Below are 21,133 nucleotides of genomic sequence, written 5' to 3' on the forward strand. Positions count from 1 at the left end.
TCATTTCTCCCAATCGTAGGATTCGTCGAGCAAGCGCGCGAGCATGTCGCGGTGGAGGACGTACGCGTCGGGGTCGTCGTGCGGTTCCACCTCACCGAAGTGGATGCGCCGGCGCTCGATCTGCGACATCACGATGCCGTGGCGCAGCGCGGCGTACACGAGGTAGAAGTCGAGGTCACGCACCTTCACTCCGGCGACTTTCTCGTACTCCGCTACCACATCGGAACGTCGGAGAATACTCGGGAGACCGGGGAACGAGAACTGTTCGGCGATGTCCTGGAAGATGCGGTGGAAACAGATGAACCAGCCGAGGTCCAACTCCCGGGGCGCGAGCGCGGCCGACTCCCAGTCGAGCACCGCGACCGGGATCGTGCCGTCGTACATGATGTTCCCGATCCGGGCGTCGCCCCAGCACAGCACGTCGGGCGACGGTTCGGCAGGCCAGCGGGCTTCGAGCCAGTCGAATGCCCTCTCGAGCACCGGGATACGAAGACCGTCTTCGCGACGTGTCCATTCGTAGTAGGCACGTTCGTTCTCGAAGTGCTGTCGCAGCCTCGACAATCCGTTCGTACCGGCGAGCGACGGGACCCGCGAAGCGGGATCGTCGACGGCATGGATCGCCGCGAGCACCCGTACGCTGGCTTCCTCCAGGGCTGCGCGCTCGTCGCCGCTCATCTCCTAGAGCCACCCGCCGAAGACGTACGGTGGATTGTCCACCGGCACCTCGCCTTCGGCGCGTTCCATGACGAGAAAGGGGCGGCCGAGCGGACCCGAGGAGGACTCCACCCACCGCACCGCGGGCACCGGCACCGCGCCGTGATCGCGCACCGCGGCCATGACGTCGAATTGACGTTGCCCCAGCAAGGGCGCTCTGGTCACTGCGCTCCACGCATGCCACATGGACGCGCTCGCCCGACTGGTCGACGACCTGCTGTCCCGCGACCTGACCACCGAAGAGCGAATCGTAGCCGTATTCGCGGACTTCGCACGTGAAACCCGTGAGCCACCCGGCTATCTACGGGAACTCGCAGTAGAGCTCGAGAAGGACATGGCCACAACGGAACTCAGCGATGCACGCACGCAGCGGCTGGACGACGAACTGCTCCGCATCGTGCAGGCCGGCGCACCTCGCCGAGGTGCGCACCGACCACCCGCCGCAATTCCTCGCCGGAATGGTCGGTGCGATGTACCTCTCGACCGTTCGACGTTGGAGATCCGACCCGAACGACGACGTAACCGAGATGTTCGTCCGCGCAGCGCGTTTCGCAGCCGAATCGATTTCCCCGGGCCGGAGTCCCGACGGGACGTCCCGCTAACGGGACGATTCGAGGGTCGTCTTCGCCCAACGGTAATCGGCCTTGCCGGCGGGAGATCGCACGATGTGGTCCACACCGATAACCACCCGCGGAACCTTGTAGCGAGCGATGAGTCCGGCGACGTGCTCGGCCAATTGGTCGACCGGTGGCACCTCGTGCCCCTCGCGCGGCTGGATCACGGCCCCGACCCGCTGGCCGTAACGCTCGTCGTCGACCCCAGCGACGAGCACATCCATGACGGCAGGATGACTCTTCACGGCCATTTCCACCTCTTCGGGGAACACCTTCTCCCCTCCCGTGTTGATACACATCGATCCCCGGCCCAGCAGGACGATCGTGCCGTCCTCCTCGACTCGGGCCATGTCACCGAGAACCGACATACGCACGCCGTCGATGACCGGGAAGGTGGCTGCGGTCTTCGTGGGGTCGCCCCAGTAGCCAAGCGGCACGTGCCCGGTACGGGCGATGTAGCCGATCTCTCCTGAACCCGGCTCGACGGGGCGCATACGTTCGTCCACGACACGCACGGTGGGCTTCGGGGCGATGCGCATCGTCCCGTCGCCTCCGATGGCGAGTTCACCGTCGGTACCGGACTCCGACGAACCGAAATTGTCGCGCACCATGACGTTCGGGAGCAGCGAGGACAACTGCTCGCGGACAGTGCGAGAGAACAGCGCACCACCGGAACCCACCACGAACAGCGAGCTGAGGTCGTAGTCGGATCTGTGCTCGGTGATCGCGTCGGCGAGCGGGCGGGCCATGGCGTCGCCGACGATGGTCATCGTCATCACCCGCTCGCGTTGGATGAGACCGAGCACTTCGACGGGGTCGAAGCTGCGCACCAGCACCTGCGCCGTTCCGAGACAGAAGGCACTGAACATGCTGTACATGGCAGCACCGTGGATGAGGGGTGCGGTGAGCATCCAGGTCATCTCCGGCATATCTGAGGCCGCGGCCGCCACCGCGGCGGCGTCGGCGTGGGGCTCGCCGAACGGATTCCCGCCCGACAGCGCCGCGTGGAAAAAGTCCTCATGCCGCCACATCACGCCCTTCGGCAGACCCGTCGTTCCTCCGGTGTAGATGATGAACAGGTCGTCGCCGCTGCGCGCCGGGAAGTTGCGCTCGGCAGACTCTCCGGCCGTCGCCTTGTCGAGGTCGACGGCGGTGACTTCGCCCCATTCCACGTCGGCGACCGAACCGACGGTGACGACGTGCCGCACCGTGGGCGTTCGCGGCAGCACCGCAGCGGTGGTGCCGGCGAACTCGCCGTCGGTGATCACGACGACGAGTTCGGCGTTGTCGAACAGATAGGCCAGTTCCGCGTCGACGTACCGGAAGTTGATATTGATCGGGACCGCCCGGATCTTCAGGCACGCGAGCAGCGACTCGACGAATTCCGTGCTGTTGCGCATGTACAGCCCGACATGGTCACCGGCGCCCACTCCCGCACCGGCGAGATGATGAGCAAGACGATTGGCGCCCGCGTCGAGTTCGCCGTAGGTGAGTCGCTCGTCACCGCAGACGATCGCCGTCCGTTCGGGCACAGCGTCGACGATTGCTTCGAACAGATCCGCGAGGTTCAGCGACATCGAGAGTCCTTCCGACACAGTGGCATGAGACGCGGCCAAGGTGTCACCTCACACGCACAGTGACGTTCACCACTCCCGGTGAGTGGGACGGGTGAATATCACACTCGATACCCACACGACGACGAACGCCCCAGCACTGTTGATGCCGGGGCGTTCGTGAATCGTCGGTGTTGTGTGATCAGGCGCTCTTGTCGCGACGCTCCCGATCGGCCTTGCGCGGCACGATCGTCGGAAGGACGTTGTCGTTGACGGTCTCGGCGGTGACCACGACCTTGGCGACGTCGTCGCGGCTGGGGATGTCGTACATCACGGGTAGGAGCACCTCCTCCATGATGGCACGGAGCCCGCGAGCGCCGGTGCCACGGAGGATCGCCTGGTCGGCGACCGCTTCGAGTCCGTCCTGGGAGAACTCGAGTTCGACGCCGTCCATCTCGAACAGGCGCACGTACTGCTTGACCAGAGCGTTCTTCGGCTCCGACAGGATCTGGACGAGCGAATCCTTGTCGAGATTGGTCACCGACGCGAGGATCGGCAGGCGGCCGATGAACTCGGGGATCAGACCGAACTTGATGAGGTCCTCGGGCATGACGTCGGCGAAGTGGTCGGTGGTGTCGATCTCGGCCTTCGACCGCACCTCGGCGCCGAAGCCGATGCCACGCTTGCCGACGCGGTCGGAGACGATCTTCTCGAGACCCGCGAACGCACCCGCCACGATGAACAGCACGTTCGTGGTGTCGATCTGGATGAATTCCTGGTGCGGATGCTTGCGACCACCTTGCGGCGGGACGGATGCCTGGGTGCCTTCGAGGATCTTCAGCAGCGCCTGCTGCACACCCTCGCCCGACACGTCGCGGGTGATCGACGGGTTCTCGCTCTTGCGGGCGATCTTGTCGACCTCGTCGATGTAGATGATGCCGGTCTCGGCGCGCTTGACGTCGTAGTCGGCGGCCTGGATGAGCTTGAGGAGGATGTTCTCGACGTCCTCGCCGACGTAGCCGGCCTCCGTCAGTGCGGTGGCGTCGGCGATGGCGAACGGCACGTTGAGCATCTTCGCGAGCGTCTGCGCGAGATAGGTCTTGCCGCAGCCGGTGGGGCCGAGGAGCAGGATGTTGGACTTCGCGAGTTCGACCGTCTCACCGCGGGAGTCGCGGCCCTTGTCGCCGGCCTGGATGCGCTTGTAGTGGTTGTAGACCGCGACGGCCAGCGTGCGCTTGGCGGCGTCCTGGCCGATCACGTAGTTGTCGAGGAAGTCGCGGATCTCGGCCGGCTTGGGCAGCTCGTCGAGCTTGACCTCGCTGGTCTCGGCCAGCTCTTCCTCGATGATCTCGTTGCAGAGATCGATGCACTCGTCGCAGATGTAGACACCGGGGCCCGCAATGAGCTTCTTGACCTGCTTCTGGCTCTTTCCGCAGAAGGAGCACTTGAGCAGATCTCCGCCGTCACCGATACGTGCCATCAGTCAGGTCCCTACTTCCTCGTGTGCGTGCAACCGGTCCCGCAACCACCACACGGGGCGGTCCCGGGGAGCGGGCCCTTTGATCGACCGTACCCGGATGTCGGCGCGCAGGTCGACCGGTTCTGCGCGTTTCCGGTCATATTTGTACAGCACAACATGTGTCGGCGATCACAGTCCCGGCGTCGGNNCCGCCTGCGACGTTCTACTTCTGGGCCGAGAGCTTGCGGTACTCGAGGACCCGGTCGATCAGACCGTATTCGACGGCCTGCTCCGCCGTGAGGATCTTGTCCCGATCGGTGTCCTTGCGGATCTGCTCGGGATCCTTACCGGTGTGCTTCGAGAGCGTGTTCTCCATGAGGGTACGCATGCGCTCGATCTCGGCGGCCTGGATCTCGAGGTCGGAGACCTGACCCTGGATGCCACCCGTCGCGGGCTGGTGGATGAGCACGCGAGCGTTGGGCAGCGCCAGGCGCTTGCCGGGGGTGCCGGCGGCGAGCAGGACGGCCGCGGCGGATGCCGCCTGGCCGAGGCACACCGTGGTGATGTCGGCGCGGACGTACTGCATGGTGTCGTAGATCGCCATGAGCGAGGTGAACGAACCACCCGGCGAGTTGATGTACATGGTGATGTCGCGGTCGGGATCGAGCGACTCGAGCACCAGCAGCTGGGCCATCACGTCGTTGGCGGACGCGTCGTCGACCTGGACGCCGAGGAAGATGATGCGCTCTTCGAACAGCTTGTTGTACGGGTTGGATTCCTTGACGCCGTAGCTCGAGTGCTCGATGAACGACGGGAGGATGTAGCGGCTCGCGGGCGAGGCAGGAGCGGCGCCGCCGAGCTGGCGCGGATCGAACATGTTGGTCATCGCTTCTCCAAGAATTCGGTGGTGTGAGGGCAGATCGGGCCGGGACCTAGTTGGCGGTGCCGCCGGCCTGCTGCGCCCGGGAGACGACGTGGTCGACGAAGCCGTATTCGAGCGCCTGCTGCGCCGTGAACCAGCGGTCGCGGTCGGAGTCCTTGGTGATCTGCTCCACCGACTGGCCCGTGTGCTCCGCGATGAGCTCGGCCATCTCGCGCTTGGTGTGTGCGAACTGCTCCGCCATGATCGCGATGTCGCTCGCCGTACCACCGATGCCTGCGGACGGCTGGTGCATCATGATCCGCGCGTGCGGGAGTGCGTAACGCTTGCCCTTGGTGCCGGCGGAGAGCAGGAACTGACCCATCGAGGCGGCGAGGCCCATCGCGAAGGTCGCGACATCGCACTCGACGAACTTCATCGTGTCGTAGATCGCCATACCGGCGGTGACCGAACCGCCCGGCGAGTTGATGTACAGGGAGATGTCGCGGGTGGGGTCCTCGGCCGACAGCAGAAGGATCTGCGCGCACAGCTTGTTCGCGATGTCGTCGTCGACCTGGGTGCCCAGGAAGATGATGCGCTCGCGGAGCAGGCGTTCGTACACCGAGTCGCTGAGGTTCAGCCCAGCGGTGGCCGAGGTCATCGCGGGACCGATGGATGTCGCCGGATTCTGAGGAGTCACGGGTACCTGCCTTCTCGTCGATCGTGGGTTGCTGACACTGACACTAACGAAACGGGGCGGCACCGGATGCCCGGTGCCGCCCCTCTTCGCTGAAAGCGGAAATTCGTGCCCCTGGGGTTTCGAATCTCCGTGGGTCGTCCGACTACTCGGAGGCCGAGTCCTCGGTGGTCTCCGCCTCGGCGTTCTCACCCTCGGCGTCGTCGTCCTTCTTGGTGCCGAACAGCTCGGCGGTGTCGACGGTCGCACCCGTGGTGTCGGTCACGTTGGCGCGATCGACCACGGTGCCGAGTGCCTTGCCGCGTCGGACGTCGGCGAAGACCGCACCGAGCTGGTTGGCCTGGCTGATCTGCTGGATGAACTGCTCCGGCGGGATGCCGTAGCGCTGCGCCTGGAAGAAGATGCGCTCGGTCAGCTCCTGCTGCTCGACCGTGGTGTTCTCCGCCTCGGCGATCGCGTCGAGGAGCAGCTGGGTCTTCACCGAACGCTCGGCGGACTCGCGTGCTTCCTTGTCGAACTCCTCGCGGCTCGTACCCTGAGCCTCGAGCAGCTCGTTCAGCTTGGTCTCGTCGTGATCGAGCTCGTGGATCGCGTCGTGCAGCGCGCTGTCGACCTCGGCCTGGACGGCGGCCTCGGGGACCGGGATCTCGACGGTCTCGAGGAGGACCTCGAGGACCTTGTCGCGGATCTGGCCGGCCTGCTCGACCTGCTTGACGCGCTGGACGCGCTCGCGGAGGTCGGCCTCGAGCTCGCCGATGGTGTCGAACTCACTCGCGAGCTGGGCGAACTCGTCGTCGGCCTCGGGCAGCTCGCGCTGCTTGACGGTGTTGACCTTGACGGTGACGACGGCTTCCTTACCGGCGTACTCGCCGGCGACCAGCGTGGAGGTGAACTCCTTCGACTCGCCGGCGGACAGGCCGATGATCGCCTCGTCGAGTCCGTCGATGAGCTGGCCGGAGCCGACCTCGTGCGACAGGCCCTCGGTGGCGGCCTCGGGAACCTCGTTGCCGTCGACCGTCGCGGACAGGTCGATGGAGACGAAGTCGCCGTCCTGCACCGGACGCTCGACGCCCGTCAGGGTGCCGAAGCGCTGACGCAGCGACAGCATCTGCTCGGCGATGTCCTCGTCGGTGATCTCGACGGGATCGACGGTGACGGCGATCTCGGAGAAATCGGGGAGGGTGATCTCGGGACGGACGTCGACCTCGGCGGTGAACGCCAGCTCGACGTTGTCCTCGAGCTTGGTGACGTCGATCTCGGGCTGGCTGATGACCTTGACGTCGTTCGCGGTCACGGCCTCGCTGTAGCGGCTCTGGATGGCCTCGTTGATGACCTGGTCCAGAACGGCGCCGCGGCCGACGCGGGCCTCGAGGATCTTGCGAGGAGCCTTACCGGGGCGGAAGCCCGGGATGCGGACCTGGCCGGCGAGGGCATTGAAAGCGCGGTCGAAATCAGGCTGGAGCTCCTCGAAGGGCACCTCAACATTGATACGGACTCGCGTCGGGCTCAGCTGCTCGACGGTGCTCTTCACGGACATGCTCCTTCTGTCGTGCTCTCTTGTCGGTCGTTCGTGTCACTACTGAGCGCGCTGACGCTGTTCGATCTGGTCGGGATGACAGGATTCGAACCTGCGACCCTCCGCTCCCAAAGCGGATGCGCTACCAAGCTGCGCCACATCCCGGTCGTGAAGGCACCGCATCCGACCGCGGGACCCATCGCAGAATCCTACGGCCCCCCGATTATGAAATCCAAAGCGAGGTCCGGTACAGTCTCATCTCGCAAGCCGCAGCACCGGTCGACACCGGTGCTGCAGCCGCAACGGGGATGTAGCTCAATGGTAGAGCCCCAGTCTTCCAAACTGGCTACGCGGGTTCGATTCCCGTCATCCCCTCCACGGAGGAAGCCCGCCGGGTGCGCACAGCACCGGCGGGCTTCGTCGTTCCGGAACGTCGCCCGACGTCCGGTTTCCGGCAGGTGGCATGCACATTTTCTGGACACATCGTCCCGAGGGGTGTCATCATGCCGTCGAGGTTGAGAAGCAGCCCCACCACAGGTCGTCCGAATGCGACCTCGGCTGCAGTCCACTCCGGTTCGACTCGCATCGGCCTCGGCCCTCGGCCCTTCTCGTCCGGCCCCGTCTCGGCCGGCGCCGCCCACCCGCATTCCGACGACTGCACGAACCACCGCGTCGTGATTCCTCGTCCTGTCCCTCCAGCGGACGCGACCGCGAACGGGTGGGGCGTCGTCGGATGACACCGCAGGGGGGTGTCGAGGGACCGGCCTCGCCCCACCTCCGGCCGGCCGGAGTCGGGAACGGCTCCGGTCGGTCCCCTCTCCCCCACCGAATGCCGTTCTCCGGTGTGAAATCCGAGTATCGTCGTCTCACCCCCGTAGGTCAGCGGTCGGTCGAGAAGGCGCCGGCGTCTCCGNNGGCGCCGGCTGTACCGACGGCGCCTCGCTATGCAGGGAGGCAACGATGCCTCGGTGGCACAGACCGAATCCCGAATCGCCTGCGGCCGCCGCGGGCGCCGGACACGGCCGCCCGACATCCGCTCCGACCGTCGGCGTCGAGGAGGAGTTCTTCCTCGTCGACCCCACCTCCGAACGGCTCACCGCGAGCAACGACCTCGTCGTGGCCGCCGCTGCCCGACTCGGACTCGACATGGACTACGAACTCAAACGCACCCAGGTCGAGGTGAACACGCCGGTCTGCCACAGCTCGACCGAGTTGCGCGCGCGTGTCGTCGAAGGCCGGACCATCGCAGCCGCGGCCGCGCGGGAGGCGTACGTGGGTCTGCTCGCCTCGGGTGTCTCGCCCACGCTCCAACAGCTCGCGTCCGTGACGGATGTGCCGCGCTATCGGACGATGGCCGAGCGGTACGGACGTCTCGTCGAGGAGCAGGAGGTCTGCGGCTGCCACGTCCATGTGGGTGTCGCGGACCGCGAGACCGCCGTCCTGGTGTGCAACCACGTCCGGGTGTGGTTGCCCACCCTGCTGGCCGCGACGGCCAACTCGCCCCTCCATCGGGGCCGCGACACCGGGTACGCCAGTTGGCGGGCGATCATGGCCTCCCGGTGGCCGTGCGCGGGTCCTCCCCCACGGTTCACGTCGGCGGAGCACTACGACGCGATCGTCGCCATGATGATCGACAGCGGCAACATCCTCGATCCGGGCATGGTCTATTGGGACGTGCGTCCCTCGGCGCATCTGCCCACCGTCGAGGTGCGGGTGAGCGACGTCCCGGCGACGGTGGACGAGACGGTTCTCCTGGCGATGCTCGTCCGCGCGCTCGTCGCTACCGCCGAACGGGAGGTCCGGGAGGGCATCGCTGCTCCCCCGGTCGCCGACGAGATCGTCCACGCCGCCTATCTGTGTGCCGCGCGCGAGGGGCCGACCGGACGTGCCGTCGACGTGTTCACCGGGCGGCCCACCACCGCGCAGCAGTCCTTCCGCGCATTCCTCCGGTACCTCGGCCCACAACTCGAGGAGACCGGCGACCGCCGGTGCGCGGTGGCGATGTGGGAGGCGGTCCTCGCCCGCGGCACCGGGGCGATGCTGCAGCGACGCGCGTTCGCCCGCCGTCACGCCGTCGCCGACGTCGTCGATGCCCTGCGACGGGCGTTCGTCGACGGACCGCAGACTCCTCCTCTGTCCGGCGGTGCCCACCCGGCCCCGGACGTCCCGGCGCTCTGATCCCGCGACCTGCCGTTTGGAGCACCTTCCCTCGGGTATTCGCGACCACACGAGCCACGACGAGGGAGCACGTATGCGCGCGATGGTCTATCGCGGCCCCTATCGGGTCCGCGTCGAAGAGAAGGACATTCCCCGGATCGAGCACCCCAACGACGCCATCGTGCGCGTCGAGTCGGCGGCGATCTGCGGTTCCGACCTGCACCTCTACCACGGGATGATGCCCGACACCCGCGTCGGTACGACCTTCGGCCACGAGTTCGTCGGCGTGGTCCACGAGGTCGGTCCGTCGGTGCAGAACCTGAAACCCGGAGACCGGGTCATGGTCCCGTTCAACGTCTTCTGCGGGTCGTGCTTCTTCTGCGCGCGCGGCCTGTACTCGAACTGTCACAACGTCAATCCCAACGCCACCGCGGTCGGCGGCATCTACGGCTACTCGCATACCTGCGGCGGCTACGACGCCCTCATGCTTACCGACGCCCTCGCGACCGGATACTTCGGCGCGCAGCTGGGTGACATCGTCGAAGGCGACACGGTCGTGGTCTTCGGCGCCGGCCCGGTGGGCCTGTACGCGGCGAAGTCCGCCTGGTTCATGGGTGCCGGCCGGGTCATCGTGATCGACCATCTCGAATACCGGCTGGAGAAGGCCCGGACCTTCGCTCACGCCGAGACCTACAACTTCGCGGAGTACGACGACATCATCGTCCACCTGAAGAAGATCACCGGTCATCTCGGAGCGGACGTCGCCATCGATGCGGTCGGGGCGGAGGCCGACGGCAACTTCCTGCAGCACGTCACCGCCGCGAAACTGAAGATGCAAGGTGGCTCGCCGGTCGCGCTGAACTGGGCCATCGACGGTGTCCGCAAGGGCGGCACCGTCTCGGTGGTGGGCGCCTACGGCCCGATCTTCAGTGCCGTGAAGTTCGGCGACGCGCTCAACAAGGGACTGACCCTGCGGATGAACCAGTGCCCCGTCAAACGTCAGTGGCCCCGTCTGTTCGAGCACGTCCGCAACGGCTACCTGAAGCCGAACGACATCGTCACGCATCGTGTCCCGCTCGAACACATCCCCGAGGCCTACCACATGTTCTCGTCGAAGCTCGACGGGTGCATCAAGCCGATCATCGTCGCCGACGGGAGCTGAGGAGGATCCGCCATGGCCTACACCGCAGACAAGCCCGAACCCCCGGAGACCCCCGACCAGCTGCGCGCCCGCATCCCCGGATGGGGGGTCGACCTGGATCCTCGCGACCGGCCCTCGGTGCCGAAGGAACGCTTCGCACCTGAGGCGACCGGCGCGCACTGGGACTTCCCCGAACGCCAGCCCGGGTACGAGACCCGCGAACGCTCGATCGAGCATGCCTTCGTCACCCCGGTCTTCGGCACCACGGCGCCGCTGAAAGGACTGTCCGGTGTCGTGCGCAGGTACGCCTACCGCCGCTACAGCGAAGGCCGCGCCGCGCACTGGTTGCTCCTGATCGGCGCCGACCGCATCGACGTCACCGAGAGCCGGGTGCGGGCCCTGATGCAGGGCCGTCCCGACAATCCCGTGACCGAGAGCGGGATCCGGTCGGAGATCACCGCGCACGGCGGGGCGTCGAGGCGGCGGAGTTCGCGTGCCGACGTCAACCACCAGTGGCTCGATCCGTTCGTCTCCGGCGCACCGTGGATCGCCGCAGCGGGTCTGGGCGCAGCGGTGGTGGTACGCCGGAAAGGGCGCTCACGGAGGTGAGAACCGGCACGTGGGGAGATCCCGAATCCAGCAACGACGTGTCACCTTTTCGACTCGATAGTGCAAAGCGAGAGTCAAGCAGGGGTGTGCGTCGTTCACGATATGAGACCGTCCCTCTTGTGAAGGACACCTCCGACGACCTCCCCCGGGCCCTCTCTCCCGGCTCCTCCGTCGTCGCCGCGGTCCTTCTCGATGCCACCCCCGACTGGGATCGGGTCGCCGCAGTGCTCGCGCCCGGCAACCACGAGTCGCCCAGTTTCCGGCACCGGGTGGTGGAACTGCCGTTCGGGCTCGACCCGCCGCGCCGCGCCGGGCATCCCGACTCGGATCCGCCCTGGCATCTCGAGCGGGTCGAGCTACCCGCCCCAGCGAGTTTCGAGGAGGTACTCACCTACGCCCGGACGGCACCCGACCCCGTCGGTCTCCGGCATCCACGCTGGGAACTGACCCTGCTCGACGGCCTCGACGGCGGCCAGTCGGCACTGGTGATCCGTCTCCGCCACCTCGGCTCCGTGCCGGCCCCCGGGCAGTCCGATTCCATGTTGTCGTGGGCGAGATCGGTGTCCGAGCAGAGCGCCGAGTCGTTCCGCACCGCCGCACACGTCTTCACCTCGCTGGGCACCGGATTGATCAACGCCCTGCTCGGACGTACCGGCGACCGCGAGGAACCCGCACCCCGCGCCCCGCGACTGCACGTGCTCGACGCGGATCTCGGCGCCCTGCGTCACGCCTGCGAACGCGCGGGTTGTCGCGTGACGAGCGGGTTCTCCGCTGCGATGCTCCTCGCGTGCAGCGAGTACCGCCGTCGACACGGTCGCTCGATCGACGGCCTGCGCGTCGTCGTCCCCGGGCCGGACGGCGGGGCGGTGCCCATGGCACCCGAGGATGCGGCCGACCTCCAGGCGATGGACGCGGTCGATCTCATGCGGCGCATCGACATCTCGTTCCCATCCTCCGCCGGTGCACAGGCCGACATCGCCGTCGGTCCGCGGGACGTGGTGGTGTCCACGCTCCCCGGTTCCCACGCGCCGCTCTACGTCGGCGGCGCGAAGATCGAGCGGTACTACGGCTTCGGTGCGGCCGTCGGCGCGATGATGACCGCGTCGGCGATGTCCTATCGCGACACCTGCTGCATGGGCCTGGCGGTGGACCCCACGGTCGTCCCCAACCGCGATTCGTTCGATTCGTGCCTGCAGGAAGGGATGCGCGCGGTCCTCGGGGAGTGACTCCCCGCGTCGGTACGCTGGGTGACAGAACCCTCCCCCACCGGAAGGATCGGCCGTGGAACTTCTGCTCATCCTCGCTGCCGTCGGTGCCGTGGTGTACTTCGTCTCCCGCTCCCAGAAGAGCACCACCCGTCACCGCACCGTCACCCTCGACGACGCCAAGGCCGACGCACGGCAGGCGATCGAGCGTCTCGGCGGCCAGATCTACAACCTGACCGGCACCGACGACGCCTCGCGTCAGGCGCTGGCGGACGCGTCCGAGCGCTTCACCGCCGCCGGCTCCCAGATCGAGCAGGCGAACTCGCCGATGCAGGCGCGTCTCGCAAAACAGACCGCGCTCGAAGGTCTGTACTACATCCGCGCCGCGCGCCTGGCGATGGGCATGGACCCGGGGCCGGAGATCCCGACGCTCGACGGACAGAAGTCCGCCGGCGAGGTCACCGAGAAGCGCACCGTCGACTTCGAGGGCCGCACCATCGCCGCGTCGCCGTCACCGTCCTCCGCGACGCCGAACTACTACCCCGGCGGCCGCGTCGCGGGCCGGCCTGTCCCTGCGGGCTGGTATTCGGAGCCGTGGTGGAAGCCCGCCCTGGTCGCGGGCGCGTGGGGCGTCGGCTCGATGCTGCTCTTCTCGACGATGTTCGCCGGGATGGCCGGTGTCCCCTACGACGCGCAGGCATTCGAATCCGGTGTCGGCGATCCGTCGGCGGAGACAGGTGCGGGCGACGACTTCGGCGGTGGTGACGAGTACGGCGGGGGCGACGAGTACGGAGGCGGTGACGACTTCGGTGGCGGCGACTTCGGTGGCGGAGACGGCGGCGGATTCGATTTCGGGGGCTTCGACTTCTGATCCGGGTCTTCCGAGTCGGGTCTTGTGAGTCGGGTCAGCTCGGCTGACAGACCGGGCACCAGAACAGGTTCCGCGCCTGCATGACCGAGTGCAGAACGGGAGTCCCGCAGATCCGGCAGGGTTCGCCGGCACGGCGATAGACGTACGTCCGGGGCCTGTTCTTGGCGTAGGCCGGTGCGCCGTGGTCGTGTTCGGGTCGCACGACGTGCATGCGCCCGTGCTCCACACCGACGTTCATCAGTTCGACGAGATCGACCCAGATCGCGTCGAATTCGCTGCGGGACAGCGTGTTTCCCGGACGTTCGGGATGGATGCCGTGACGGAAGAGCACTTCGGCCCGGTACACGTTGCCGACCCCGGCGATGACGGCCTGGTTCATGAGCAACGCCCCGATCGCGGTGCGTGATCTGCCGATGCGACGCCACGCCCGCTCGGGATCGGCGTCGGGTCGTAGCGGGTCGGGACCGAGTCGGGCCTCGATCGCCTCGACCTCGCCGGGGGTGAGCACCTCGCACGCCGCCGGACCGCGCAGGTCGCTGCCGTGGCGCGCGCCGATCATCCGCATCCGTACCTGTCCGACCGGTTCGCCGAGCGGCAACTCGCGGTCGGTGAACTCACCGTAGATACCGAGATGCACGTGGACGGCGAGACCGCCCTCGTAGTGGTGGAAGAGATGCTTGCCCCACGCGTCCGCGTGGGTCAGGACGCGCCCGTCCACGGCGGCGGCACCGTCGGCGAACCGCCCCTGCGGACTGGACACCCGCACCGGCGCACCCGAGTACCACTCGTGGTGCCGCCGGGCGAGCCGGTGCAGGATGTGTCCTTCGGGCACGGATCAGGCGGGCGCGCCGGGAACTGCCGGGGCCTCGCCGGTCTTCTCGTACTCGGCGAGGATGTCGATGCGGCGCTGGTGACGCTCCTCGTTCGACCACTCGGTCGACAGGAAGGCGTCGACGATCGCGAGGGTCTCCTCGAGGCTATGCATGCGGCCACCGATGCCGATGAGCTGCGCGTTGTTGTGCTCGCGCGCGAGCTCGGCGGTGTCGACGCTCCAGGCGAGGGCGCAGCGCGCACCCGGCACCTTGTTGGCGGCGATCTGCTCGCCGTTGCCGCTGCCACCGAGCACGATGCCGAGGCTGCCCTTGTCGGCGACGGTGCGCCGCGCAGCCTCGATGCAGAAGGCCGGGTAGTCGTCGAGGGCGTCGTACTCGAACGCACCGCAGTCGATCGGCTCGTGGCCGTTCTTCTTCAGGTGCTCGATGATCTCATTCTTCCGTTCGAAGCCCGCGTGGTCGGCTCCCAGGTAAACGCGCATGGGCCGAGTCTAACGAGGCCCGTCCGCTCGCCCGCACGCGCCGTTCGCCGTGCGAGGGGCGGGTCGGAGAACACCCCGCCGGGGCGGGTCAGAGCACACCCCGCCGAGGGCGGGTCAGAGCACACCGTAGCGCGGCGGGTGGGTGCCGCTGAGGGTCCACCGGCCGATGTGCTGGAGCTTCCACCGGGTCGCGTCGTGCAGGGTGTGGGTGCGGGCGTCGCGCCAGTAGCGCGACAGATTCGCGGCTCCCGACGCGCTGCGGGTGCCGCCGAGTTCGAACAGGATGTTCGCCGTCTCCACAGCGGCGCGGGTCGCGGCGACCTTCGCGGTCGCGACCTCGATGGAGGCCGCGGCGGTGGACTCTGCGGTCGGGTTCGCGCGTGCGCGGTCGACGGCCCGCCCTGCCTCCGCGAGCAGTGCCTGGGCGGCGCGGACGGTGACGGTGGCCTCCCCGGCGATCTGGACGAGCAGCGGATCGTCCACTGCGCGTTCCACATCCGCCTCGAAGTGCGGACGCGCGCGACCTGCCTGGACGACGGCCTCGGCGAGCGCGCCGGTCGCGATACCCACGTCGATCGCCGAGTGCAGCAGCTGCGCCTGGGCGCCGTAGGTGGTGGGCGCTTCGAAGATCGGCGTGTATGGCACGACCGCCGCGTCGGGGACCTCGATGTCGTCGAGGGTGACGGTGCCGCTGGCGGTGGTGCGCTGGCCCATGCCGTCCCAGTCGTCGACGACGGTGAGTCCGGCAGTCTCGCGCCGGACGAAGGCGACGGCCTTCGGGGTCGACGCGTCGGTTGCGTCCGGGTCGTCGGCGAGACTGGCGCGCACCGCGATCCAATCGGCGAACAGTGCACCGGTGCTGTAGAACTTGCGGCCGGTGAGGACATAACCGTCGCCCTGTCGGCGCAGCACCGTGCTGTCGACGTTCACCGCACGCGACCCGCGTTCGCTCTGGGCGTTGGCGAACAGTGCCCCGTCGAGCACCTCGCCGTAGAAGAAGCGCTTCTGTTCGTCGCTTCCCTGGGACCGGATCGCCTCGAGGAAGGTGAAGTGCGAGTGCGGGATCTGGGAGATGCTCGGATCCGCGGAGGCGAGGATGCGGAAGATCTCGGCGACCACTTCGTACGGAGTGGCGATGCCACCGTATTCGGTGGGCACGGTCACCGCGAGCAGTCCGGAGGCCGCGAGCGCGCGGATCTCGTCGCGCGGCAGTTCCCGTTCGGCATCACGACGTGACGCGCCGGCTGCGAACTCGTCGGCGAGCGCGGAGGCGACGCGCAGGGCCTCGTCGGTGTCGGCGAGGCGGGTCGCGGTGCGTGAGGTGGTCATCGCGTCACCTCCGGCGCGAGCGACGCGCTGGTTGTGACGAGCAGGGTACGGGGACAGGGAACAGCCATGATGCATCACGGTAGTCCGCGCCCGACCCGAAGCCGAGAATTGAATTCGGAGTGAGCACAAGTCTGTACGGCGGAGCGTTGCGACCTTCGGTCCCGAGCGTGGCGAACCCCGCCGCGGCAGGTCAGCGGCGCATCGCCCAGACCTTCGGGCCGCCGTCCGGCAGCTCCACGACACCGGTGACCACGAATCCGAGACGTTCGTAGAGCGCGACGTTCGCCTCCGAGGAGGTCTCCAGACAGGCCGCGACCCCCTGCCGCTCGGCCGCGCGGAGTCCTGGTTCGAGGACGGCCCGTCCCAGGCCGCGCCCCTGCGAGGCGGGATCGACGCCCACCGTGGCCAGGAACCACACCGGCTCGCTCGGTTGCAGTTCCGCGGTGGCCTGCTCGGCCAGTTCGGCGGCGCGGGCACGATCACCCCGCAGCTCCGTCACCCGATCGGAGACGGACGCGAACGCCTCCCTGAGTCCGGTGGAGCCGGGCGTCGTCCAGACGGCCACCGCGTCGACGTCGTCGGAGACCCACACCTCGCCGCAGCGCATGCCGATCTCGGCGAGGAAGAGCCCTTGGAGGTCGCGGACCCGGGTCTCGTGGTCCCGGCCGTCGACGGTGTAGCGGGTGAACGGATAGTCGCGGAACGCTCGTCCGAGCGTTGCCGTCGCCTTCTCGACATCGTGCACCGTCGCCGGCCGGACCACATGATCGTTCGACACGCCGTGGCACTCTACCGAGCGCCACGGCGGTGCCCGGTCAGGAGAAGTCGGGCTCCTCGTCGCGGCTGCGCTTGAGCTCGAAGAAGTGCGGGTAGGACGCGAGGGCAACCACACCGTCCCACACCTTGCCGGCCTCTTCGCCGCGCGGGATCTTCGACAGGACGGGCCCGAAGAAGGCGATGCCGTTGACATGGATCGTCGGGGTACCGACGTCCTGGCCCACCTTGTCCATGCCGGCGTGGTGGCTCGTGCGCAGAGCCTCGTCGTAGGCGTCGCTGTCGGTGGCCTCGGCCAGCGAGGCGTCGAGGTCGAGTTCGGCGAGCGACGCGGCGATCACGTCCGCGAAGTCCTTGTTGCCCTCGTTGTGGATGCGGGTGCCCATCGCCGTGTACAGCGGGGAGAGGATGTCGTCGCCGTACTTCTGCGCCGCAGCGATCGCGACGCGCACCGGGCCCCAGGCCTTCGTCATCAGCTCGGCGTACTCCTCCGGCAGGTCGCGCCCCTCGTTCAGCACGGCCAGGCTCATGACGTGGAAACGCGCCTCGATGTCGCGCACCTTCGTGACCTCGAGGATCCAGCGCGAGGTGATCCAGCACCACGGGCACAACGGATCGAACCAGAAGTCGGCGGTGTCCTTGCCGGTCGAGGACGCGGCAGTCAGGTCGCTCAAGAGATCTCCTCACAAGAGTTCGTACGGGCCGGACAACTACAAGCATGTTCAACACGGCCCCGTCGACGATTCTTCCTGAACCGGGCCGTAGTGCGGGCGGTAGCCGTAACGTCGGAGCCGGGAAGCAGGTCCGGCACGCATCACAGCGGAGGCACCACGATGTCGGGTGAGGAAACGTTTCTGATCGTCGGCGCGGGTCTGGCCGGCGCCAAGCTGGCAGAGGAACTGCGCGCCCGCGACTTTCCCGGGCGCATCCTGCTCATCGGCGCGGAGGAGCACCTGCCCTACGAGCGACCGCCGTTGTCGAAGGACTACTTCGCCGGACGCAAGCAACTCGCCGACTTCACGGTGCACGACGGCGACTGGTACCGCGACCACCGCGTCGAACTGCTGCTCGGCACGAAGGTCACCGCGATCGATCCGGCCGCCCACACGGTGACGCTGCCCGACGGGTCGACGCTCCACTACGACAAGCTCGCTCTCGCCACGGGCTCGACGCCCCGCAGGGTCCCGATTCCCGGAGCCGACGCCGAACGCGTGTACGTCATGCGCACCGTCGAGGACTCCGATGCGCTGCTCACCGCGATCCAGGGCGAGACCGACAGCGCGGGATGGCTGGCCGTCATCGGCGCGGGATGGATCGGCATGGAGATCGCCGCGAACGCCCGCGACCGGGGCGCGGGCGTGGTGGTCGCGGAGACCGCGAAGCAACCCCTGTCCGGCGCCCTCGGCGAGGAGATGGGTGCGGTGTTCGCCGACCTGCACCGCGCGCACGGTGTCGATCTGCGGACGAACACCTCGGTGCGCGAGATCGTCGCCTACGACGGTCGCGCGAGCGGCATCCGCTTCGGCGACGACAGTGTGGTGCCCGCCGACGCCGTGCTCGTCGCGGTCGGGGCGCGCCCGAACGTCGAGCTGGCCCGCGACGCCGGACTCGCGGTCGACGACGGCGTGCTCGTCGACGCATCGATGCGGACGAGCGATCCGGACATCGTGGCCGTCGGCGACATCGCGTCGGCGGAGCATCCGCTGCTCGGCACCCGCGTGCGCGTCGAACACTGGGCGAACGCCCTGAACCAGCCGGCCGTCGCGGCCGCGACGATGCTCGGACGTGAGACGACCTACGACCGGCTCCCCTATTTCTTCACCGACCAGTACGACCTGGGCATGGAATATGTCGGGCTCGCTCCCCGCGACGCGCGGGTGGTCACCCGCGGCGACGTGCCGGGACGGCAGTTCCTCGCGTTCTGGCTCGACGACGAGCAGCGGGTCCGGGCGGGGATGAACGTCAACATCTGGGATGCCGGGGACGACATCCGCGCTCTCATCGTCTCCGGGCGGCCCGTCGACGTCGGCCGGCTGACGGACACCACGGTGCCGTTGTCCGACGTCGCTCCGTGAAGGTTCGCCGATCATGATGGGATGGACGCCGACCGACATTCCGTCGTGAGAAGGAGTTCTCCCGTGGCACCACCGAATCTGACCCGCGAGCAGGCCGCCGAACGGGCCGCGATCCTGTCCGTCGACAACTACAGCATCGAACTGGATCTCACCGACGATGCCGGCGCGCCGGGCACCACGACCTTCCGGTCGGTGACCACCGTGCGATTCGACGCGACCGAGGGAGCCTCGACGTTCATCGACCTCATCGCGAAGACCGTGCATTCGGCGACCCTCAACGGCGACCCCGTCGACGTGTCCGGATACTCCGAGGAGACCGGCATCGCCCTTACCGGGCTCGCCGCCCACAACGAACTCGTCGTCGACGCCGACTGCCTGTACACGAACACCGGCGAGGGCCTGCACCGGTTCGTCGACCCCACCGACGACGCGGTGTACCTGTACTCGCAGTTCGAAACGGCCGACGCCAAGCGGATGTTCGCGTGCTTCGACCAGCCCGATCTCAAGGCCACCTTCGACCTGCAGGTCACCGCGCCGCAGGACTGGGCCGTGATCTCCAACGCCGACACCGTGCAGACCGCGGCCGCGCAGCCGGGTCTGCACATCTTCCGCACCACCCCGCGGATGAGCACCTATCTCGTCGCGCTCATCGCCGGTCCGTACGCGGTGTGGTCCGACGAGTACACCGACGAGCACGGCACCATCCCGCTGCGCATCTTCTGCCGAGCGTCGCTCGCGGAGTACATGGACGCCGACCGGCTGTTCACCGAGACCAAACAGGGCTTCGGCTTCTACCACGCCAACTTCGGGATCCCCTACGCCTTCGGCAAGTACGACCAGCTGTTCGTGCCCGAGTTCAACGCCGGAGCGATGGAGAACGCCGGAGCGGTGACCTTCCTGGAGGACTACGTCTTCCGGTCCAAGGTCACCCGCTACTCCTACGAGCGCCGCGCCGAGACCGTCCTGCACGAGATGGCGCACATGTGGTTCGGCGACCTCGTCACCATGCGCTGGTGGGACGACCTGTGGCTCAACGAGTCGTTCGCGACGTTCGCGTCGGTCCTGTGCCAGGCCTCGGCCACCGAGTACACCAACGCGTGGACGACCTTCGCGAACGTCGAGAAGTCGTGGGCCTACCGGCAGGACCAGCTGCCGTCGACGCACCCCATCGCCGCCGACATCCCCGACCTCGCCGCGGTCGAGGTCAACTTCGACGGCATCACCTACGCCAAGGGCGCGTCGGTGCTCAAGCAGCTCGTCGCCTATGTGGGGCAGGAGCCCTTCCTCGCCGGTCTGCGCGAGTACTTCCGCGACCACGCCTACGGCAACGCCACCTTCGACGACCTGCTCGCCGCGCTGGAGAAGGCCTCCGGCCGCGACCTGTCGGACTGGGGTGCCCAGTGGCTCAAGACCACCGGCCTGAACATCCTGCGACCGGACTTCGAGGTCGACGACCAGGGACGCTTCACGCGTTTCGCGGTGGTGCAGGAAGGTGCCCAGCCCGGCGCCGGTGAGTTCCGCGTGCACCGCCTCGCGATCGGTGTGTACGACGACGACGGCTCCGGCAAGCTCGTCCGCACGCACCGCGTGGAGATCGACGTCGACGCCGCCGAGCGCACCGAGGTCCCCGATCTGGTGGGTGTACCGCGCGGCGCGTTCGTGCTCGTCAACGACGACGACCTGACGTACTGCTCGGTGCGTCTCGACGCTGAGTCGCTCGCGACCGTCATCGAGCGGGTCGGCGACATCGCCGAGTCCCTGCCGCGCACCCTGGTGTGGTCGGCGGCATGGGAGATGACCCGTCAGGCCGAGATGAAGGCGCGTGATTTCGTCGCCCTCGTGCAGCGCGGTATCGCCGCCGAGACCGAGGTCGGTGTCGTCCAGCGTCTGCTCATGCAAGCGCACACCGCGCTGGAGAGCTACGCCGACCCGTCCTGGGCCGCGGAGCAGGGCCGGGCGGACTTCGCCAACCGCCTGCTCGAGCTCGCCCGCGAGTCCGAGGCCGGCTCCGACCATCAGCTCGCGTTCGTCAACGCGCTGACCACCGCGTACCTGTCGCCCTGGCACACCGAGGTGCTCGAGGAGCTGCTGGGCGCGGATCCGGCGACGGTCGGCCTGCCCGGGCTGACGGTCGACACCGATCTGCGTTGGCGGATCATCCAGGCGCTCGCCGCGGCGGGTGAGGTCGACGCCGAGGGGGTCGAGTCGCCGTTCATCGACGCGGAGGCCGAACGCGACCCGACGG

At 67.9% G+C, this 21,133-nt stretch carries 17 protein-coding genes, 2 tRNA genes and 1 pseudogene; 8 read left to right on the top strand and 12 right to left on the bottom strand.

The features are described from left to right. The 7 genes and pseudogenes from ACLBYD_RS08230 to ACLBYD_RS08260 form a co-directional block, all read right to left on the bottom strand. Window positions 1-900 (bottom strand): annotated as a pseudogene (locus tag ACLBYD_RS08230) (phosphotransferase family protein). Window positions 901-1,312: 412 nt separating this feature from the next. Then, entirely contained in the window at window positions 1,313-2,905 is a 1,593-nt protein-coding gene (locus ACLBYD_RS08235; protein WP_447816035.1) for an acyl-CoA synthetase, read from the bottom strand. Window positions 2,906-3,083: 178 nt separating this feature from the next. Further along, window positions 3,084-4,361, bottom strand: coding sequence for an ATP-dependent Clp protease ATP-binding subunit ClpX (gene clpX / locus ACLBYD_RS08240; RefSeq protein WP_258259230.1), 1,278 nt, complete (start codon window positions 4,359-4,361; stop codon window positions 3,084-3,086). Between the two features lie 202 nt (window positions 4,362-4,563). Beyond that, complete coding sequence (locus tag ACLBYD_RS08245; protein WP_016691867.1) at window positions 4,564-5,226, bottom strand: ATP-dependent Clp protease proteolytic subunit; 663 nt, start codon at window positions 5,224-5,226, stop codon at window positions 4,564-4,566. 46 nt (window positions 5,227-5,272) lie between these two features. Further along, window positions 5,273-5,899 carry an ATP-dependent Clp protease proteolytic subunit gene (locus ACLBYD_RS08250; protein ID WP_016691866.1) on the bottom strand — a complete coding sequence of 209 codons (627 nt, stop codon included), beginning with the start codon at window positions 5,897-5,899 and terminating at the stop codon, window positions 5,273-5,275. A 142-nt stretch (window positions 5,900-6,041) separates the two neighbouring features. Next, window positions 6,042-7,427: a trigger factor gene (gene tig / locus ACLBYD_RS08255; protein WP_447816036.1), complete on the bottom strand. Its 1,386-nt coding sequence runs from the start codon at window positions 7,425-7,427 to the stop codon at window positions 6,042-6,044. Between the two features lie 73 nt (window positions 7,428-7,500). Further along, window positions 7,501-7,577 (bottom strand) — tRNA-Pro (locus tag ACLBYD_RS08260). Between the two features lie 139 nt (window positions 7,578-7,716). Here ACLBYD_RS08260 and ACLBYD_RS08265 point away from each other — a divergent pair. From ACLBYD_RS08265 to ACLBYD_RS08290, 6 genes are all read left to right on the top strand, one after another. Beyond that, window positions 7,717-7,790 (top strand) — tRNA-Gly (locus tag ACLBYD_RS08265). 582 nt (window positions 7,791-8,372) lie between these two features. Further along, entirely contained in the window at window positions 8,373-9,590 is a 1,218-nt protein-coding gene (locus ACLBYD_RS08270; protein ID WP_447816037.1) for a carboxylate-amine ligase, read from the top strand. Between the two features lie 73 nt (window positions 9,591-9,663). After that, entirely contained in the window at window positions 9,664-10,731 is a 1,068-nt protein-coding gene (locus ACLBYD_RS08275) for a zinc-dependent alcohol dehydrogenase (protein WP_447816038.1), read from the top strand. Window positions 10,732-10,743: 12 nt separating this feature from the next. Then, on the top strand, window positions 10,744-11,319 hold the full coding sequence (locus ACLBYD_RS08280) for a hypothetical protein (RefSeq protein ID WP_447816039.1): 576 nt from the start codon (window positions 10,744-10,746) through the stop codon (window positions 11,317-11,319). 119 nt (window positions 11,320-11,438) lie between these two features. Beyond that, window positions 11,439-12,545 (top strand): wax ester/triacylglycerol synthase domain-containing protein, encoded by a 1,107-nt coding sequence (locus tag ACLBYD_RS08285; RefSeq protein WP_447816040.1) that lies wholly within the window; start codon window positions 11,439-11,441, stop codon window positions 12,543-12,545. A 55-nt stretch (window positions 12,546-12,600) separates the two neighbouring features. Beyond that, window positions 12,601-13,395, top strand: a complete 795-nt coding sequence (locus tag ACLBYD_RS08290) for a hypothetical protein (RefSeq protein ID WP_006551135.1) — start codon at window positions 12,601-12,603, stop codon at window positions 13,393-13,395. A 34-nt stretch (window positions 13,396-13,429) separates the two neighbouring features. On the opposite strand, the gene ACLBYD_RS08295 is transcribed toward ACLBYD_RS08290, so the two are convergent. The 5 genes from ACLBYD_RS08295 to ACLBYD_RS08315 all read right to left on the bottom strand — a co-directional run bounded on the left by ACLBYD_RS08295 (window position 13,430) and on the right by ACLBYD_RS08315 (window position 17,487). Beyond that, window positions 13,430-14,227, bottom strand: coding sequence for an Fpg/Nei family DNA glycosylase (locus ACLBYD_RS08295; RefSeq protein WP_447816041.1), 798 nt, complete (start codon window positions 14,225-14,227; stop codon window positions 13,430-13,432). 3 nt (window positions 14,228-14,230) lie between these two features. Beyond that, window positions 14,231-14,710 carry a ribose-5-phosphate isomerase gene (locus ACLBYD_RS08300; RefSeq protein ID WP_447816042.1) on the bottom strand — a complete coding sequence of 160 codons (480 nt, stop codon included), beginning with the start codon at window positions 14,708-14,710 and terminating at the stop codon, window positions 14,231-14,233. 114 nt (window positions 14,711-14,824) lie between these two features. After that, the gene (locus ACLBYD_RS08305; protein ID WP_447816043.1) at window positions 14,825-16,039 is read right to left on the bottom strand and encodes an SfnB family sulfur acquisition oxidoreductase; all 1,215 of its coding nucleotides are present in this window, start codon (window positions 16,037-16,039) and stop codon (window positions 14,825-14,827) included. Between the two features lie 190 nt (window positions 16,040-16,229). Further along, window positions 16,230-16,817, bottom strand: a complete 588-nt coding sequence (locus ACLBYD_RS08310) for a GNAT family N-acetyltransferase (protein ID WP_447816044.1) — start codon at window positions 16,815-16,817, stop codon at window positions 16,230-16,232. A 37-nt stretch (window positions 16,818-16,854) separates the two neighbouring features. Further along, the gene (locus tag ACLBYD_RS08315) at window positions 16,855-17,487 is read right to left on the bottom strand and encodes a mycothiol-dependent nitroreductase Rv2466c family protein (protein ID WP_447816045.1); all 633 of its coding nucleotides are present in this window, start codon (window positions 17,485-17,487) and stop codon (window positions 16,855-16,857) included. A 159-nt stretch (window positions 17,488-17,646) separates the two neighbouring features. Here ACLBYD_RS08315 and ACLBYD_RS08320 point away from each other — a divergent pair, with 159 nt between their 5' ends. Together ACLBYD_RS08320 and pepN are read left to right on the top strand one after the other, a co-directional pair. Continuing rightward, window positions 17,647-18,888 carry an NAD(P)/FAD-dependent oxidoreductase gene (locus tag ACLBYD_RS08320; protein WP_447816046.1) on the top strand — a complete coding sequence of 414 codons (1,242 nt, stop codon included), beginning with the start codon at window positions 17,647-17,649 and terminating at the stop codon, window positions 18,886-18,888. 63 nt (window positions 18,889-18,951) lie between these two features. Next, the coding region (pepN, locus tag ACLBYD_RS08325) for an aminopeptidase N (RefSeq protein WP_447816047.1) at window positions 18,952-21,133 on the top strand (2,182 nt) is incomplete at its 3' end.

Source organism: Rhodococcus sp. C26F, from assembly GCF_053345925.1.